Origin of the sequence: Lapillicoccus jejuensis, from assembly GCF_006715055.1 — a bacterium.
Taxonomy (GTDB): Bacteria; Actinomycetota; Actinomycetes; order Actinomycetales; family Dermatophilaceae; genus Lapillicoccus; species Lapillicoccus jejuensis.
In genome coordinates this window covers 4,101,474-4,117,896 of the sequence record NZ_VFMN01000001.1, presented here as the reverse complement: position 1 = coordinate 4,117,896, position 16,423 = coordinate 4,101,474, and the positions used below count along the sequence as shown (strand labels likewise).

Genomic DNA, 16,423 nt, shown 5'->3' with positions numbered 1-16,423 from the left:
AGGCGGCCTCGAATCGGGCTGAGCGAATGTCGCGACAATCCTTTCAATGCCGGGACGAAGAGGTTGAGAATGTCAACCTGAGGCGGCGATGACGATGGTCAGGTGCGCCTCGATCGCGTCGCGGGTGTGGTGGAAAATCGGCCGCGCCCCCAGGTCGGTCTTGCTCATCCGGAACGACGCCTCGACGTGCCACAGCTCGTGATAGCTGGCCAGCACCTCAGCGGCGGGCATGAGCGTGACGGGGAAGTTCGAGACGTAGCCTTTGAGCCCGACCAGTCGTCGCGTCCGGGCCAACGCCGCCTCGTCGAGGTTCTCCGGGTGCCTTCTCGACGTGGATGAACCGTGAGGAGGGTGTCGGTCCACGCACTGTCGGCATGTGGCCGTTCGACGGTTGAAGCTGACAGCGCAGGTCCTTCATGCTGGTGGCGGCTGGCTTCCCGAGAGCCAAGCCGACATCACCTCAGCTATGAATCACCGGTTGGTGGGGTCCTGGCGCGGGAGATGGGGCCTCGGTCAGGAAGCGGCCGAGGCCCGCTCTCGAGGCCCACCGCTCCTCCTGCCCAGTCCCGCGTGCTGACGGCTGAGAACGCCGTCCCGAGGGTGGGGGGACGACGTCTCTGGTCGGCGCCTCGTGGCCGGCGGTGTCCGGTGATCGGGGCGCGCGACACTGATCAGGTGGAGATCAGTCCTCATCGCCTGCGGGTGTTCCTGGCGGTTGCCGACACCTTGCATTTCGGTCGTGCGGCGCAGCGGCTGCGGATCTCGCAGCCGTCGGTCAGTCAGCAGGTGTCGCGGCTGGAACGAGACCTGGGGTGCGTGCTGTTCCACCGTCGCCCTGGCCGGGTGGAGCTCACCGCGGCGGGGCGGGACCTGGTGAAGTCGGCGGGCCCTGCGCTGCGTGGCCTGGACGAGGCCGTCTCGAAATTCCGCGTTCGGCACCACGGCCCGCGGCGCCTGCGGGTCGGGCTGTTGTCCTCGCTCACCGACCGGCTCGCGCCGCTACTCGTCGCGTCCTGGAAGGCCGACGTCGCCGGCGTCGAGCTCGCTGAGGGGTCTCTCTCCCTCTTGGCGCAGCGGTTGCACGGCGGTGAGCTCGACGTGGTGTTCTGCTATAGCCCGGCGGATCCGACGTCGCTCGACGGTCTCCAGGTCGACGTGCTGGACACTCGTCCTGTCCTTGTGGCCCTGCGCGACGACGACGAGCTCGCCGCCCACGCGCAGCTGCCGTGGGCCGCGCTGGCCGCCCGTACCTGGGTGATGCCGTCGGCGTCACGGCAGTACCGCGAGGACATGATCGACCGGTTCCGGGTCCGCGGCCTGGCGGTGAGCGTCGTCGCCGAAGCGACGACGCTGTCCGGGCAGCTCGCGCTGGTCGAGGCGGGGATCGGGCTGACGTTCGCCTCGCCGTGGTCGCGGGTCGGCCCCGGCTTGACGACGCGGCCGACTGACGCGCCCGCCGACGAGCTTGTCCTGGTCGCCGTCCGCCGACCTGGGACGGCCGCCATTCCCGACGGGATGCTCGAAACACTGCGCCTCCAGGTCGCCGAGGCCCGCGCCGATAGCCAATCGTGATCGGCAGCTGGTCTTGGACTAGGGTCGCCGCGGGGGCGTTCCATGGTGCGGTGACTCCGACACAACCAAGCCATCGCGGGCGGTACCGCGTCGAGGCCGTCAGCTTTCCCAGCGGCGATACGACGTTGCGCGGCAATCTCTACGTACCGTTAGACATTGAGGCACCGACCCCGGCGGTCCCCGTCCTCGGTCCGTACTGCTACGTCAAGGAGCAGGCGCCGGTGCAGTACGCCACCCGGCTGGCCTCCCAGGGGCTGGTGGCCCTGGCCTTCGATGCGGCCACCCACGGCGCCAGCGACGGGCTGCCGCGCCGGCACGAGGTGCCGCTGGCCAAGGTCGCGGACGCCCGTGCTGCGTTGGACTTCCTGCAGTCCCGGCCCGAGGTCGATGCGGCCCGTCTGGCCGTGCTCGGGGTCTGCGAAGGAGCGTCGGAGATGCTGCGGCTGGCGGTGGACGACCCACGAGTCACGGCCATCGCGGCCATCAGCGGCCATTACCGTGACGCCGACAACGACATCGACCTGGCCGGCGGCGAGACCCTCGCGAACGGGCACATCAGCCGCAGCGAGGTCCGCGACCACCTGCAGATTCGGCACGCACGCGGCGCGCAGGCCCTGGCCCGGTACGAGCGCACCGGTGAGGTCGACTACGGGCCGATCGTCGACCCCGAGCGCACGGACGTGGCCCTGCCATGGCGAATGATCTGGGACTGGTACCACGGGTGGGCCGACCGCGGCCTGTGGGAGAACCGATACGCCTTGATGAGTGACGTGCCGTACCTCGAGTTCGAGTCGATGTCCGCCGCCGCAGACCTGCAGACACCGCTGCTGATGGTGCACGCCGACCTCAGCGATGGCCCCGACTCCGCCCGACGCCACTTCGCCGCCGTGCCAGGCATCGACAAGCACCTGGTCTGGCAGGGAGGCACCACGCACTTCCAGTACTACGACGACCCGGTCGTCATCGACAGCGCCGCCGCCTTGGCCGCGGCCTGGTTCCAACAACATCAGTGAGGACGCCACCCCTCGTGGGCCTCATACCCGGCGTGCCCGGCGTGCCCGGCGTGCCGGCGTGCCCGGCGTGCCCGGCGTGCCCGGCGTGCCCGGCGTGCCCGGCGTGCCCGGCGGTAAGCTTCCACACCCCCGGGCGGGATTGACCACGTTCCCGACCGCCGCCGCCGTTGCCCTGGTTGCCGCCGTTGCCCTGGTTGCCCCCGTTGCCCCCGTCGACGTTGTCGCGGCCGACGTCTGGGGCAGGCCAGCTCCGCGCGGCGACCACGCGTCAGGGTTGACCCTCACGCAGGCTCCAAGGCCATAGCTGGCCGCCGCCGTCCGGGACACCGGCCGCTGCCGCGCCCGCGCGGTGCGACGCGATGAGCCGGCCGCCGCTCAGCGACCTTGTCGGCGGCCTCACCCAGCGGGACCGCACCGACCCCTACCGGTGGATCCACGACGCCACCGATCAACACCGTGCACAGCACGGATGCTGGGCCTACCCCTACCAGGATGGCAGCATCCTCGGTGCTCTCAGGGACGCTCTGCGCCCCATCCGCGTGCTCGAACTGGGCACCGCCCTCGGCTACACCGCCTGCTGGTGGGCTGCTGGTGGAGCGCGGGTCGACACCCTCGAAGCCGACCCGGTGCATGTCCAGCTGGCCCGCGACATGATCGCGCAGGCCGCTCCATGGGGAGTGGTCACGGTGCGCCAAGGGGAGTTCGCTGACCTGATGCCCGAGCTGGATTCGACATACGACCTCGCGTTCTTCGACGGCTACGCGCCGCCGCCCGACCTGCTCCCCACGATCGCAACCCGACTGGCCCCCGACGGCACACTGGTGGCCACCAACCTCGACCTCTTCGGCGGCGGGTTCCGTGCCGACCTGTCGATCAATCCGGCATGGCACGCCGCGTTCGTCGAGGATCTGGCCGTGGCCCGCCGCCGCTGATGGACGAACTGACGCAAGGCAGCAGCCCATCACCGGCACGTCGGGGTTTCAGAGGCATCGAAAAGTTGAGTCCCCGATAGTGGGGTAGCGCGTGGTGGCAGACCCCGTCGTCGACGTCGAGATGGTCGTGGACGTGGGCGCGGTCACCGCGTGATCCTTCGAGTTCACCTTCCACAGATCTCTCGAACGGACCATCACGGTGACCGCTGCCCACATTGTCGACCCTGCCGGCGTGCTCGGCGAGGCCCTGTCCGAAGCCAGCCCCGACCTGATGCGGTCGCTGCTTCGACCATCATCAACGCGCTGCTGTCCGCGGACGCCGACGCTGTTGTCGGAGCCGAGTACGGGCGCCCTTCGACCACTCGTGCCGCGCAGCGCAACGGGTATCGGCACCGCGACCTGCTGATGACATGACACCCGCGTCGGGACCCTCGACGTCGCGATCCCCAAGCTGCGCAAAGGAACCTACTTCCCCGAGTGGCTCCTCGAGCGGCGCAAGCGGGCCGAGACCGCGCTGATCACGGTGGTCGCGGACTGCTACCTCGCCGGAGTGAGCACCCGACGGATGGACAAGGTGGTCAAGACCCTCGGGATCGACTCACTGTCCAAGTCGCAGGTCTCGCGGATGGCCGCCGACCTCGACGAGCACGTCGAGCAGTTCCGTCACCGGCCACTCGACACCGCTGGCCCGTTCACGTTCCTCGCCGCTGACGCTCTGACCATGAAGGTCCGCGAGGGCGGCCGCGTCGTCAACGCCGTCGTCCTCGTCGCGACCGGCGTCACCCCCATCTACACGGCGACGGCCACCGCGAGGTCCTCGGCATGCGTGTCGCGACAGCCTAGACCGGCGCGGCGTGATGATAGCAGGAACGAGTTCTTCGCCGACCTCGTCGCCCGCGGCCTGGGCGGGGTCAAGCTCGTCACCAGCGACGCCCACGCCGGCCTGGTCGAAGCGGTCGCAGCGAACCTACCCGGGGCCAGCTGGCAGCGGTGCCGCACCCACTACGCCGCCAATCTCATGGGCGTCACCCCGAAGAGCATGTGGCCGGCCGTGAAAGCGATGCTGCACAGCGTGCCCTGGCGATACGACCAGCCCGGCCGGGCCGCGGTGCACGCCCAGTTCGACCGGTTGCTCGACTACGTCGACGGCAAGCTGCCCGAGGTCCACCAGCACCTGGACGCGGCCCAAGCCGACATCCTGGCCTTCACCGGCTTCCCCAAGGACGTGTGGACCCAGATCTGGTCCAACAACCCGGCCGAGCGCCTCAACCGAGAGATCCGACGCCGCACCGACTCAGTCGCCATCTTCCCCAACCGCGAGGCCGTCGCCCGCCTCGTCGGCGCCGTCCTCGCCGAGCAGACCGACGAGTGGGCCGAGGGCCGCCGCTACCTCGGCCTCGAGGTCCTCCACCGCTGCCGACTCACCACGATCGACACCACCAGCAGCGAGATTGAGGCCGAGGTGATGCCCGCCCTCACTGCCTGACACCCAGCATGATCACGCGCCGCTACACCACCTCAAGGGACTTGACCCATCGAAATGGCTGCGCCTCCTGCGGCACGTCATGCTGGAGCGGTGATCGAACCCGTTCATGCGCCTGGACTCATCGAGGGTGGCGTCAAGGCGCCGCGGGCGCCGGAGGCTGAGGATGAGGCTGAGGCGGCACCGTCGATGACGAGCGCATCCGCGAGGGCCGCACCGAAGGGTCCCTTCGGATCCTTCCATCGCATGGACGTGCGCCTGAGCAGGTACCAGCTCGCGGTGGCCCTTAACTTAGGTTGTCCGCTGACCGAGGTGCACGTGCTGATGCTCCTGGCAACGCAGGGGCCGTTGACTGTTGGGCGGGTCGCGGACGCGACATGCATGGGGTCGAGCGTCATCACCGGCATCGCAGATCGCCTGGAGAAGAAGGGTTATGTCACGCGGGCCCGTCACGACCACGACCGCAGAAAAACCTTGGTCGTTCTCGACGGCCCTCGCGCCGGCGCAGTCGTCGACTGTTTGTCCTTGCTGGACCAGGCCACGTGCAGCCTCTCGGCCCACGAAGCAGCCCATCTTGCGGACGCTATCGACCAGTGGATCGAACTTCTGGATCGTTGCAGCGCTCACCTCACACAGCTCACGCCCCTAGCCGACCGTCCGCGACGTACCCGGTGAACCTCAGCGGTGTGAGGTCGCGCAGTCGGCGGCAAAGCCTGATGCCCAGTGTCCTTCATGCCCACGATGCGACGGCGTCGAAGGCCTGGTGCTGGCTCAGCTGGTCGAGCCGGCGATCGCGAAGAGGCCAGCAAGCCCGACCAGGTACAGCACCAGGACGACGAGGGAGTCGATCCCCATCCTCGCTATCCGACGGTGCGGCCGGAACAGCAGACCGGCGGCGTAGATAAGAGTGAGCACGACGGCCATTGCCGTGAGGTAGATGTCGGTATCGCGAGCGTGCGGCAGGACGCTTTGCCCGGACAGGAGCGTCGCGAGGACGAACAGCACCGGCAAAAAGGCATTACCGCCGAAGATGTCGCTGACGGCGAGCTGGAAGTCCTCGGCCTTCACCGAGGTCAGGCCAGTTGACACCTCGGGCAACGAGGTCGCCGCGGCGAGGACCGTGGCGCCGAACAGCACCCCGGACAGGTGGACCTGGGTCGCGACCGCGTCCCCACTGCGCTCCAAGACCACGCCCGCGACGAGAGTGACCACCGCAGCAGTGGTGAAGATCAGTGCAGCGCGGGTCGTGGACACCCCGCTTTGACTGGCCTGCTGCTCGGTCTGCGTTCGGCGGTGCCCTCGCGGGTGCCGCTGCCCGTCCGGAGGTTCGCCCTGCTCGTGCCAGGGCAGCGCACGGCTGGCGCGGCTCAGCAGGACAAGCCCGACGATCCACAACACCGCGATAAGGAGGGAGCCCGGGGCAAGCCGCCAGCGCACGAGGTCCTGGGGTAGCTGCGTCGAAGCGATGACGACCCCGAGCACCGCCACGACGAGCAATGCCTCGAGAACGAGCACCAGGGACGCGGCGCGGTAGGTCAACGGGCGCGCGCCACGCACGCCGACCGCGTCGAGAATGACCAGGACGACCGTCTGGATGGCGATACCCCCCAGGATATTGCCCACCGCGACCCCCACATGGCCACTGATCGACGCAGTAGCCACAATGGCGATCTCCGGCAGGTTCGTCGCAATCGCGAGCAGGATGAGACCACCAAGCGCCGAGCCAAGGTGAAGGCGCTGGGACAGCACATCGGTGTACCGCGAGAGCTGCACTCCTGCCGCCCAGATGGCGGCCGCCGCCCCGCCAAAGATGATGAGCAGGACGGGGAGCCCCAGGGTCTGCATGTGGACCTTCCTTCATACGTGGGTGCCGCCGTGCCCGCCACCGGCGTGCCCGGCGCCACGTGAACGTCGCCCAAAGTAGGTGACGAGACCGCGGTGACCGGCACGTGGCCGCGGCAGGCGACGCGCTGGCGGGTGTTCTACACAGGATGCTGACTCTTGCTTACCCTGCCCGGGGCGATGCCAGCCATCCCTGAACAGACAGGTCGACGCCCGAACCGGGATGACAGGACTGTCGACGCGGACCCAGGCTGCGTCATTCCCGGCCCACTTCGCTGCGCACGGGTGCGCTGGTTCGTGAAGCCTCATCGAGGGAAGACGAAGTACAGATCTCGCCACAGGGCGTTGATGTTGACGCATGGCGCCACACGCCTTGCAGGCGTTCAGGTCAACCGGGCCCGGGTGCCGTCCGCACATAGGTTTTCAGGTCGATCGCAGGGCGTTCGATCAGGTCCTCCAGGTCCGGGGAGTAGACGCGGACGCCGTCGAGTCCGCGTCGGACGACCACCGCGAACTGGTCGGCCATCCCGCGAGCCTCGGGATGGGCGACGCCCTTGGCGCGCGCCCCGAGGTAAACCAGCGGACCCGGGACGTGGAGGTAGCGCACCCGCCGCCCGAGCTCCTCGGTGAGGACTGCGGCGACCTGCGGGAAGGACGGCGGCTGCGTCCCGGTCAGCAGGTAGCTTCGCCCCTGGTCGAGGGGGCCCCCTGGACGGCGTCGTCCGTGAGGACACGGGCGGGACTGTCCTGCGAACGGTGTAACTGGCCCAACGCGCTGACGGAGTCAGCGAGAAGGGTCTGATGATGACCGAGGCATCGACACCACCGAGAGCGCCAGCGAGAGGTCCGCCAAGAAGGACGAGGACGTCGGGACACTGGTGGACGTGAGCCCACCGAAGGACGCGGCGAGGAAGGGCACCTCGCCCTCGCAGCAGGAGCTGGCCGCGGCCCGCGAGCTGGTCAAGTCCGCCCGCGGCGGCGGAATCGCCTTGACCGGCCCGGGCGGGCTGCTCAAGGCGTTGACCAAGACCGTCCTCGAGACCGCGCTCGACGAGGAAATGAACGAGCACCTCGGCTACGAGAAACACGCCGTCGAAGGTCGAAACCACGGCAACTCCCGCAACGGGGTCCGCACGAAGACGGTCCTCACGGACAACGCCGGCGAGGTGGAGATCGTCGTCCCGCGGGACCGGGACGGCACCTTCGACCCGGTCATCGTCGCGAAGCGGCAGCGCCGCCTCACGGACGTCGACAAGGTCGTGATCTCGCTGTACGCCAAGGGGTTGACCACCGGTGAGATCAGCGCCCACTTCGCCGAGGTGTACGGGGCGTCGGTGTCGAAGGACACCGTCTCGCGGATCACCGACCGCGTGCTCGAGGACATGCAGGCCTGGACTTCCGGGCCGCTGCTGCCCGTGTACGCGGCGGTGTTCATCGATGCGATCTGTGTGAAGGTCCGCGACGGGCAGGTCGGCAACCAGCCGTTCTACGCCGCGATCGGGGTCGACCTGGACGGCCACCGCGACGTCCTCGGCCTGTGGGCCGGACATGGCGGCGGAGAGTCCGCGAAGTTCTGGATGAGTGTCCTGGCCGACCTGAAGAACCGCGGCGTCCGCGACGTCTTCTTCGTCGTCTGTGACGGCCTGAAAGGTCTGCCGGACTCCGTCAACGCGGTGTTCCCGCAGGCGATCGTCCAAGCCTGCATCATCCACCTGATCCGCGGGACGTTCCGGTACGCCTCCAAGCGGTACTGGCCCCAGCTCGCGATCGACCGGAAACCGATCTACACCGCCGTCAGCGCGGCCGCTGCGCTCGAGGCGCTGGAGTACCTAGAGGAGAAGTGGGGCAAGGCCTACCCGTGGTCCCGCAGCTGCGGCGCTCCGCGTGGGAGGAGTTCATCCCGTTCCTCGACTACGACCTCGAGATCCGCAAGGTCCTCTGTCCGACGAACGCGATCGAGTCGCTGAACGCCCGCTACCGGCGGGCCGTGACGACCAAGGGCCACTTCCCGACCGAGCAGGCCGGGCTCAAGACGCTGTACCTGATCACCCGGTCCCTGGACCCAAGGGCACCGGCCAGGCACGATGGGTCACTCGCTGGAAGCCGGCCCTGAACGCCTTCACCATCACCTTCGCCGACCACATGCCGGCCGCCGAGAACCTCTAACCATGAACGTCAGTTACACCGTTCGTCGGACAGACACCTCGTGAATAAGTCATCGCTATCGGTCGGGGGTGATGTCCCGTGCCGTTGAGGCCGAGCTCGGCGACGGCGGCCGTGCCCGGCGAGGCTGGTTCGTGAGCGGACCGCGGCCTGGGCTTTGAGGCCTCTGGGGGTGGGTTTGGAGTGCGGGGAGGTATGCGGCCGGGGCGGGGTCGACGTCGGCGACGAGCCGGGTGCGCCGGTCCCGGCTGAGACTTTGGGTTTCGAGGGGCTCTGGGGCACGAACCTCTTGGAGTAAGGTCGGGATGTCGTAGCCGGCGGAGGCGGCGTCGGCGCACGGTTGGGCCAGTTGGGGCCACGCCGCGTTGCGGACGAGGGCGGGGTCGACCTGCCGTGCCAGTGGTGCCACAGGTGCGTCGCCGGCAGCTCCCTCGGTTCAGCCGGGCGCGTGGCGAGGTCCCGCGTGTGCTGCAGCTGCGTCTGGAGGGCCTGGTGCCGGTCGCTGTCCCAGCGGCCTGCGTGGGTGACGAGCTCTGTAACGGCGACGGTGACGGGCATGTGGAGCCGGTCCGCAACGACGGTGGCGCGGCGGCGCCAAGTGGTGGGGTGGCTGGCGGCGATGACAGCAGCCGCCTGCGGCAGCGCCTCGGCCGGGGGGAGAGTGTTGAGTCGTTCCTCGATGAGGATTCCCGCCAGAGGCCGGGTCGAGTGTGTGAGCCGGTCGGCGAGAGCAGCTGTGCCTTCGGCGCGCAGGAGGCTGGCGGGGTCGTGACCGGCGGGAAGGTTGAGGTGGGTTGGGTCGGCGCCGCGGGCGGTGAGGATCCAGTAGTCCTTGGCGGCTGCGGCCTGGCCGGCGCGGTCCGCGTCGGTAGCTACGACCGGTGTCGTGCCGTTCTGGTGGGCGTTGGTCTGTAGGTAGGGCAGCAGCGAGTCGGTCTGGGTGTCGGTCAGCGCGGTTCCGAGCTGCGCCAGACCCACGTGTCCCTGTTGGCCGGAGCTGCCGGGGCTGGCCAGGGTGACAGCGAGGGCGTCGATGGGTCCTTCGACGATGACCGGCGTGGCGCCGCCGGCCAGGCGATCGGCGTGCTCGGCGAGGCCGTAGAGCTGGTCGCCCTTGGCGAACAGGACGGTCTCGCCGGTGTTGAGGTACTTCGGTCCGGCCTTGATCGCGCCGTCGGTGCCCGACTCGAGCCGGTCGTGCTCGGGGTGGCGCCGGCCGACGAACCCGACGACCTGCGGCTGCGAGGAGCCTAGGTGTTGGAGGTGGCGTGGGATGGCGGCCTGGATGGGCAGGACGAGGCGGTCGCGAAAGACGTCGATGAGTCGGCCAGTAGAGGCCTGCTTGGCCAGGCCGTCTGGCGCCGGTTCAGTCGGCAGGTGCGTTCCTCCACGACGCTCATCGAGGTGTGGGATCAGGATGCACCGTCAACGTTTGCCCGTGGTGAGCTCGTTCAGACGTTCGCCAGCGATGGCGACTTCTACGCCGCGCTCACTCGTCAGGGCTGGGAGCCGCTGCCAAGGACCGCCGGCTTTCGCACGAGGGTCGGGTGCGGATTCGCCGATTCGTCTCGTGCTGCGTCCGTCCCACGACCCCGACCTGAGCTGCGCGACCCCTCGCGGCCGAAGTGGGCCGACTCGTCTCCGCTTCGAGGCGGCGGGGGTGTGCGGCGCCCGCGACGGTCGGGGGACGGGGCCGCGGGCGCCTGCTCGTGACCTTAGGCACGCTCCTTGCGGACCTGGCGGCATTCGCGGAGATCGGCAGGGCGATGGGGAGGCAGTCAGGGCCTCGCTTCGGGGGATGCGCCCGGCTCGCTGGGGACGGGAGTCGGCGTCAGGCGAGGCCCGGACTGTCTGGTGGCGAGGGACAGGCTCGCCTAGACCAGTAAACCTCTGGCGGGGTCGGTCGGCCTGTCGAGATGGATCCTCGAGCACACCCCACAGGGTGGTGGCTTGTAGCCGTTGACAGGGCGTACTGTGCGGAGCGTCCGGATGGCCTTGGCACATGCTGGGGAGCAGCGAAGGCCGACGAGGATGGCCCGGGGAGGAACCGGGGGCCGGCGGATCTGGGAGGGTGCGCCAGCCCCCGGTGCACGGGTGTGCCCGCGCGGCGACTGGTGCCTCAAGCCGGACCGAGTGAGCGGTCTGGGGTTGGACGCTCGCTCGAGGGCGAAGCTCCGGTCGCTGGCCCAGCCGGGGGGAGGCTTGGACCGTGACGAGTCTAAGCGCTTACATGTGTCTACCCCGAGTCAGAACGTCGTTCTGTCTCAGGCGTGTTTGCGACACGAGTTGTGGGCAGCCAGTGTCGCTCTTGGACCCGTCGCTCGGAGTGGGGCTGGGGTGTGAGTCGACGGAGCCTGTCGCCGACACCCGCAATAGCGGTCAGTGACCCTGCTGCACGACCGCAACCCCCATCTCGGGGTGTGGCGCCCCGCAGGGCTCGGGAGGGCAGTGCGGAGCGCCATCGATCGGCAGCCTATAACCCTTTGCCTTGCGGAACAAGACTGTCGTGATGCGGCCAATGTGGAGGAGGATGCGGTCACCAACGCTGCGGGGGTAGGTGAGTCCGGTCGGTCATGGTCGTGCAATGGGGCGCGGCGGACCGACGGCGGACTCCTGCTGGGGTGGGTTGAGAATGACAGCCCACCCCAGCAGCAGTCCTCAGGTCCTTCCCGCTGTCTCGTAGTGATGTCGCAAACCGGAGAAAGGCACTATTGCCCTGCGCTCCTCCACGGCGCACCCCGGAGGGCTATCTTCAAAGCAGGCGCCTCGGGGGAGGCGCACGGATGTCGCCGGGGAGGGCCGACATTCGCGAGGGCCGGCGGCTACCGAGGGGTCGGCAGCCGCCGGCCTCGCTGCACCCGTCGCCACAAGGGAGTGCGTGGCCGAGGCGTCAAGGGCGGGGCCTCGAGCCCAGGCGCCCACGCCTCTGGCGCCGTGGGGGTGGGTGCGGCGCGAGCGGGGGCGAGGCCCCGACCTTGGAGCCAGAGTGAAACCCTGACTCACTCATCACGATAACCGCTACGTCCGATGTGTGCCGGGTCGAACATGTCACAGAACGTTCGATTGAGCCACGGCGCGGATGACGTGAGTGCCGCGTTGCCGACGTGTGTCGGCGACGGTCGAAAACGAGGCCATAGCGACGGTCGAAAATGAGGCCACCCCGACAGATTGGGTGGGTGATCTCGGTGGAGGACTGGGCTCTGATCCGGCGGCTGGTCGCGGACGGGCTGCCGCAGCGGCAGGTCGCGCGGGACCTGGGCGTGGGACGGTCGACGGTGGCGCGGGCGGTCGCATCGGCCGGGCCGCCGAAGTACGGCCGCCCGGCCGTGCCGACAGCGTTCACTCCGTTCGAACCGGCGGTGCGTCAGCTGCTCGCGGCCACGCCGGACATGCCGGCCACGGTGATCGCGGAGCGAGTCGGGTGGACCGGGTCGATCACGTGGTTCCGCGAGCATGTGCGCCGGCTGCGGCCGGAGCACCGGCTGGTGGACCCGACGGACCGGCTGACGTGGCTGGCCGGCGACGCCGCCCAGTGCGACCTGTGGTTCCCGCCGAAGAAGATCGCTCTCGAGGACGGGGCGAGCTCGCTGCTGCCGGTCCTGGTGATGACGTGCGCCCACTCCCGGTTCACACTCGCGCGGATGCTGCCGACGCGGCGCACCGAGGACCTGCTGCTAGGCATGCGGACCCTGATCGAGGGCCTGGGTCGCGTTCCTCGCCGACTGATCTGGGACAACGAGTCCGGCATCGGCCGGGGGAAGCGGCACGCCGACGGCGTCGGCGAGTTCACCGGCACCCTGGCCACGACGCTGGTGCGGCTCAAGCCGTGCTGATCAACATGATCCGGAGTCTTAGGGCATCGTGGAACGCCGCAACGGCTACCTCGAGACCTCCTTCATGCCCGGGCGCACCTTCGCGTCGCCGGCCGACTTCAACACCCAGCTGACCGACTGGCTGACCAAGGCGAACACCCGGATAGTCCGCACGACCCGGGCCCGCCCCGTCGACCTGCTCGACGCCGACCGGGCAGGCATGCTCCCGCTGCCGCCGATCCCGCCCGCGGTGGGGTGGGTCAACCGGGTCCGCCTCGGCCGGGACTACTACCGCGGGCCGTCGGCTCTGACGTGACGGTGAATGGATCGGCGAGTCATGTCCTGACAAAAATGGTCGCCTAACGCAACGATGGCACATCGATGGCACACACTGACGCGAAACGCCGCCTGACGCTGGCAAACGTCGAGAGACGTTTACGCAGGTCAGGCGGCGTTTCGGTCACTTGATGCAGGTCACCGACACCCGGCCATTAGATGTCGTAGTACATCTCGAACTCGTGCGGGTGCGGGCGGAAGCGGATCGGGTCCACCTCGTTGGCCCGCTTGTAGTCGATCCAGGTCTCGATGAGGTCCGAGGTGAAGACGTCACCCTGGGTGAGGAACTCGTGGTCGGCCTCGAGGGCGTCGAGGACGGCCGGGAGCGACCCGGGGACCTGGGCGATGTTGGCGTGCTCCTCCGGCGGCAGCTCGTAGAGGTCCTTGTCGACCGGCTCCGGGGGCTCGATGCGGTTCTTGATGCCGTCGAGGCCGGCCATCAGCTGGGCGGCGAAGGACAGGTACGGGTTGCTGCTCGGGTCCGGGATGCGGAACTCGATGCGCTTGGCCTTCGGCGAGGTCCCGGCGATCGGGATGCGCACGCAGGCCGAGCGGTTGCGGGCCGAGTAGACGAGGTTGACCGGCGCCTCGTACCCGGGCACGAGCCGGTGGTACGAGTTGACCGTCGGGTTGGTGAAGGCCAGGAGCGAGGGGGCGTGGCGCAGCAGACCGCCGATGTACCAGCGGGCCAGGTCGGACAGGCCGCCGTACCCCGACTCGGCGTAGAACAGCGGCTCGCCGTTCTTCCACAGCGACTGGTGGGTGTGCATGCCCGAGCCGTTGTCGCCGAAGAGCGGCTTCGGCATGAAGGTGGCCGTCTTGCCGACCTCGAACACCGTGTTCTTGACGATGTACTTGAACTTCATCATGTCGTCGCCGGCGCCGAGCAGCGTGGAGAACTTGTAGTTGATCTCCTGCTGGCCCGCGGTGCCGACCTCGTGGTGGGCGCGCTCGACGTCGAGACCGACCTCGTCGAGGTTGAGGCAGATCCGGTCGCGCAGGTCGGCGAAGCGGTCCGAGGGGGAGACGGGGAAGTAGCCACCCTTGTAGCGGGTCTTGTAGCCCTGGTTGCCGCCCTCCTCGACGCGGCCCGAGTTCCAGGCCGCCTCCTCGGAGTCGATGTAGTAGAAGCCGGAGTTCTGCGTCGTCTGGAAGCGGACGTCGTCGAAGACGTAGAACTCCGCCTCGGCGCCGAAGTACGCGGTGTCGGCGATGCCGGTCGACTTCAGGTACGCCTCCGCCTTGGCCGCGATGTTGCGCGGGTCGCGGCTGTAGGGCTCGTCGGTGAACGGGTCGACGATGGAGAAGTTCATCACCAGCGTCTTCTCGGCGCGGAACGGGTCGACGAACGCGGACTTGACGTCCGGGATGAGCTTCATGTCGGACTCGTGGATGGCCTGGAACCCGCGGATCGAGCTGCCGTCGAACGCCTGACCGTTGGTGAAGAAGTCGACGTCGACGCTCTGGGCCGGCACGTTGAAGTGCTGCATGATGCCCGGCAGGTCGCAGAACCGGATGTCGACGAACTTCACGTCCTCGTTCTTGATGAACCCGAGGACCTCTTCCGGCGTGCTGAACATCCAACCTCCTGGTGTGGGACGGCCCCGCGGGGACGGGAAGGTCGCGGGCCGTTCATACTTCGTGCAGGACCCTAGCGAGACCCGGTTTCCCGACCATCACCCCGGTGTTTCCGCGGTGTAACGGGGACGGCCCACATGTTTCCGTGGTTCGCGCGGGAGCGCACGGGCACGACCGACCCGCGGACCGACCCGCGGACCGACCCGACCCGAGACCGACCAGAGACCGGAGGCCGAGATGGTGGACCGTCGAGACGTGGGGTCGTGGCTGGACGGACCCCGGGCGCGCACGAGCACGGGGCCGGACGACTACGCGGGGGCCCGGCTCGGGCTGCCCCGCGAGGGACCCGGCTCGCTCGGCCGCTTCGGCCGGCGACTCGTCGCGCTGCTCGTCGACTGGGCGATGTGCCTGCTCGTCGCGAGCCTCGTGCTCGGCTTCCGCTACGGCGACGGGGACGGCAGCGACGGGCTGCGTCCGCTGCTCGTCCTGCTCGTCGAGAACGTCGTGCTGCTCGCCACGCTCGGCTCGACCTTCGGTCAGCGGCTCGTCGGCCTCCAGCTCCGCCGGCTCGACGGGGGCCGCCCGGGCCTGCTGCCGGTCGTCGTGCGCTCGGTCCTGCTGTGCATCGCGGTGCCGGCCCTGGTCTGGGACCGCGACGGACGCGGCCTGCACGACAAGGCCGCCGGGACGATGCTGCTGCGCACCGGCGGCCGCGCGAGCGCCCCCGACGGCGCGGACGGCGCGGACGGCGGTGGCCGGTGACCACGACGGCTCCCGGGGCCGCGCCGCGCGTCGGGCTCGTCACCGCCGCGCACGCCGTCGACGCCCCCGACCCCCTCGAGGCCGCCCTCGAGGCGGCGGGCGCGAGCGTCGGGCGTCTCGGGTGGGACCCCGACGCCGACCCGTCCGCCGCGCTCGCGGCCGCCGACGCGGCGTCGTACGGCGTCCTCGTCCTGCGCCCCCCGCTGGGGGAGGCCGGGCACCTCGCCGACCTGCTCGCCTGGGCCGCCGCCGAGCGGGTGACCCGGCTGGCCAACCCCGCCGACCTCCTGCGCTGGGCCGTGCACCGCGGCCACCTCACCGAGCTCGGCTCCCGCGGCGTGCCGGTGCTGCCGACCCGCGTCGTCCCGGCCGCGTCGGACGACGTCCTCGACCAGCTGGCCGAGTGCCCGTGGGAGGAGCTCGTCGTCTCCTCGGCCGTGGCCACCGGGGCCGAGGACGAGGGCGGGGGGGACGGGCCCGGCGGCGGGTCGCCGCCGGCCGCGCTGACCGGCCGCCGCGACGACCCGGCCGTCCTCGAGCACGCGGCCCTGCTCGCCGCCACGGCGGACGTCGTCGTCCAGCCCCGGGCCACCTCGCCGCGCTCGCTCGTGCTCGTCGGCGGAGCGCTGGTGGCGCCGGCCGACGCGGGTCGGGCCGAGGACGGGGACCGCTCGGCCGACCTGCGCGCCGCGCTCGCGGCGCTGCAGGTGGCCCCCGCCCGGGTCGACGTGGTGCGGGTGCGCCTCGTCGACCACGACGGCATCGGCGTCGTCGCCGCGGTCGACGCCGTCGCCCCCGACGTGGGGGAGCACCCCCGAGTGCTCGAGGCGCTCGCCGCCCACCTCGTGGGGCTCGCCCGGGCCTGAACGCCGCCGGCCTGCGACGGGGGGCCGGCCGGATGGGACAGACCTCGTCCGAACGGACAATTCC

The 16,423-nt window shown here is 69.7% G+C and carries 12 protein-coding genes and 3 pseudogenes; 10 read left to right on the top strand and 5 right to left on the bottom strand.

Annotation, left to right across the window (positions count from 1 at the left end; all coding sequences use genetic code 11):
- Window positions 1-81: 81 nt before the first annotated feature.
- Window positions 82-309 (bottom strand): annotated as a pseudogene (locus FB458_RS19085) (IS1634 family transposase); the annotation flags it as partial.
- A gap of 366 nt (window positions 310-675) precedes the next feature.
- On the opposite strand from FB458_RS19085, the gene FB458_RS19080 reads away from it, so the two are divergent.
- The 5 genes and pseudogenes from FB458_RS19080 (at window position 676) to FB458_RS19055 (ending at window position 5,675) form a co-directional block, all read left to right on the top strand.
- Window positions 676-1,572 carry a LysR family transcriptional regulator gene (locus FB458_RS19080; RefSeq protein WP_170185756.1) on the top strand — a complete coding sequence of 299 codons (897 nt, stop codon included), beginning with the start codon at window positions 676-678 and terminating at the stop codon, window positions 1,570-1,572.
- Window positions 1,569-2,585: an alpha/beta hydrolase gene (locus FB458_RS19075; protein WP_342778072.1), complete on the top strand. Its 1,017-nt coding sequence runs from the start codon at window positions 1,569-1,571 to the stop codon at window positions 2,583-2,585. Before FB458_RS19080 ends, FB458_RS19075 begins: the two co-directional genes overlap by 4 nt.
- A 359-nt stretch (window positions 2,586-2,944) precedes the next feature.
- Entirely contained in the window at window positions 2,945-3,517 is a 573-nt protein-coding gene (locus FB458_RS19065; RefSeq protein ID WP_141849888.1) for an O-methyltransferase, read from the top strand.
- 199 nt (window positions 3,518-3,716) lie between these two features.
- Window positions 3,717-5,003 (top strand): annotated as a pseudogene (locus FB458_RS19060) (IS256 family transposase).
- Window positions 5,004-5,093: 90 nt separating this feature from the next.
- Window positions 5,094-5,675 (top strand): MarR family winged helix-turn-helix transcriptional regulator, encoded by a 582-nt coding sequence (locus FB458_RS19055; RefSeq protein WP_170185754.1) that lies wholly within the window; start codon window positions 5,094-5,096, stop codon window positions 5,673-5,675.
- Window positions 5,676-5,771: 96 nt separating this feature from the next.
- Here FB458_RS19055 and FB458_RS19050 read toward each other — a convergent pair whose 3' ends face one another.
- Together FB458_RS19050 and FB458_RS21490 are read right to left on the bottom strand one after the other, a co-directional pair.
- A complete protein-coding gene (locus tag FB458_RS19050) occupies window positions 5,772-6,845 on the bottom strand; it encodes a sodium:calcium antiporter (protein WP_141849886.1) in 1,074 nt (357 codons plus the stop codon).
- Between the two features lie 385 nt (window positions 6,846-7,230).
- Window positions 7,231-7,368 (bottom strand): hypothetical protein, encoded by a 138-nt coding sequence (locus FB458_RS21490; protein ID WP_170185753.1) that lies wholly within the window; start codon window positions 7,366-7,368, stop codon window positions 7,231-7,233.
- A gap of 358 nt (window positions 7,369-7,726) precedes the next feature.
- Between FB458_RS21490 and FB458_RS19045 the strand changes: the two are divergent.
- Window positions 7,727-9,008 (top strand): annotated as a pseudogene (locus FB458_RS19045) (IS256 family transposase).
- A 9-nt stretch (window positions 9,009-9,017) separates the two neighbouring features.
- On the opposite strand, the gene FB458_RS22290 reads toward FB458_RS19045, so the two are convergent.
- Entirely contained in the window at window positions 9,018-10,325 is a 1,308-nt protein-coding gene (locus FB458_RS22290) for a toprim domain-containing protein (protein WP_425460879.1), read from the bottom strand.
- Between the two features lie 1,856 nt (window positions 10,326-12,181).
- Between FB458_RS22290 and FB458_RS19035 the strand changes: the two genes are divergently transcribed.
- Window positions 12,182-12,838: a helix-turn-helix domain-containing protein gene (locus FB458_RS19035; protein WP_211356096.1), complete on the top strand. Its 657-nt coding sequence runs from the start codon at window positions 12,182-12,184 to the stop codon at window positions 12,836-12,838.
- A gap of 28 nt (window positions 12,839-12,866) precedes the next feature.
- Window positions 12,867-13,133, top strand: a complete 267-nt coding sequence (locus FB458_RS21680) for a hypothetical protein (RefSeq protein WP_211356095.1) — start codon at window positions 12,867-12,869, stop codon at window positions 13,131-13,133.
- Between the two features lie 175 nt (window positions 13,134-13,308).
- Here the strand turns inward: FB458_RS21680 and glnA are convergent, their stop codons facing one another.
- On the bottom strand, window positions 13,309-14,733 hold the full coding sequence (gene glnA / locus FB458_RS19030) for a type I glutamate--ammonia ligase (protein ID WP_141849885.1): 1,425 nt from the start codon (window positions 14,731-14,733) through the stop codon (window positions 13,309-13,311).
- Window positions 14,734-14,986: 253 nt separating this feature from the next.
- Here glnA and FB458_RS19025 point away from each other — a divergent pair, with 253 nt between their 5' ends.
- Entirely contained in the window at window positions 14,987-15,493 is a 507-nt protein-coding gene (locus FB458_RS19025) for an RDD family protein (protein ID WP_246061381.1), read from the top strand.
- Window positions 15,490-16,359 (top strand): hypothetical protein, encoded by an 870-nt coding sequence (locus FB458_RS19020; RefSeq protein ID WP_141849883.1) that lies wholly within the window; start codon window positions 15,490-15,492, stop codon window positions 16,357-16,359. Before FB458_RS19025 ends, FB458_RS19020 begins: the two co-directional genes overlap by 4 nt.
- The last annotated feature ends 64 nt before the right edge of the window (window positions 16,360-16,423 follow it).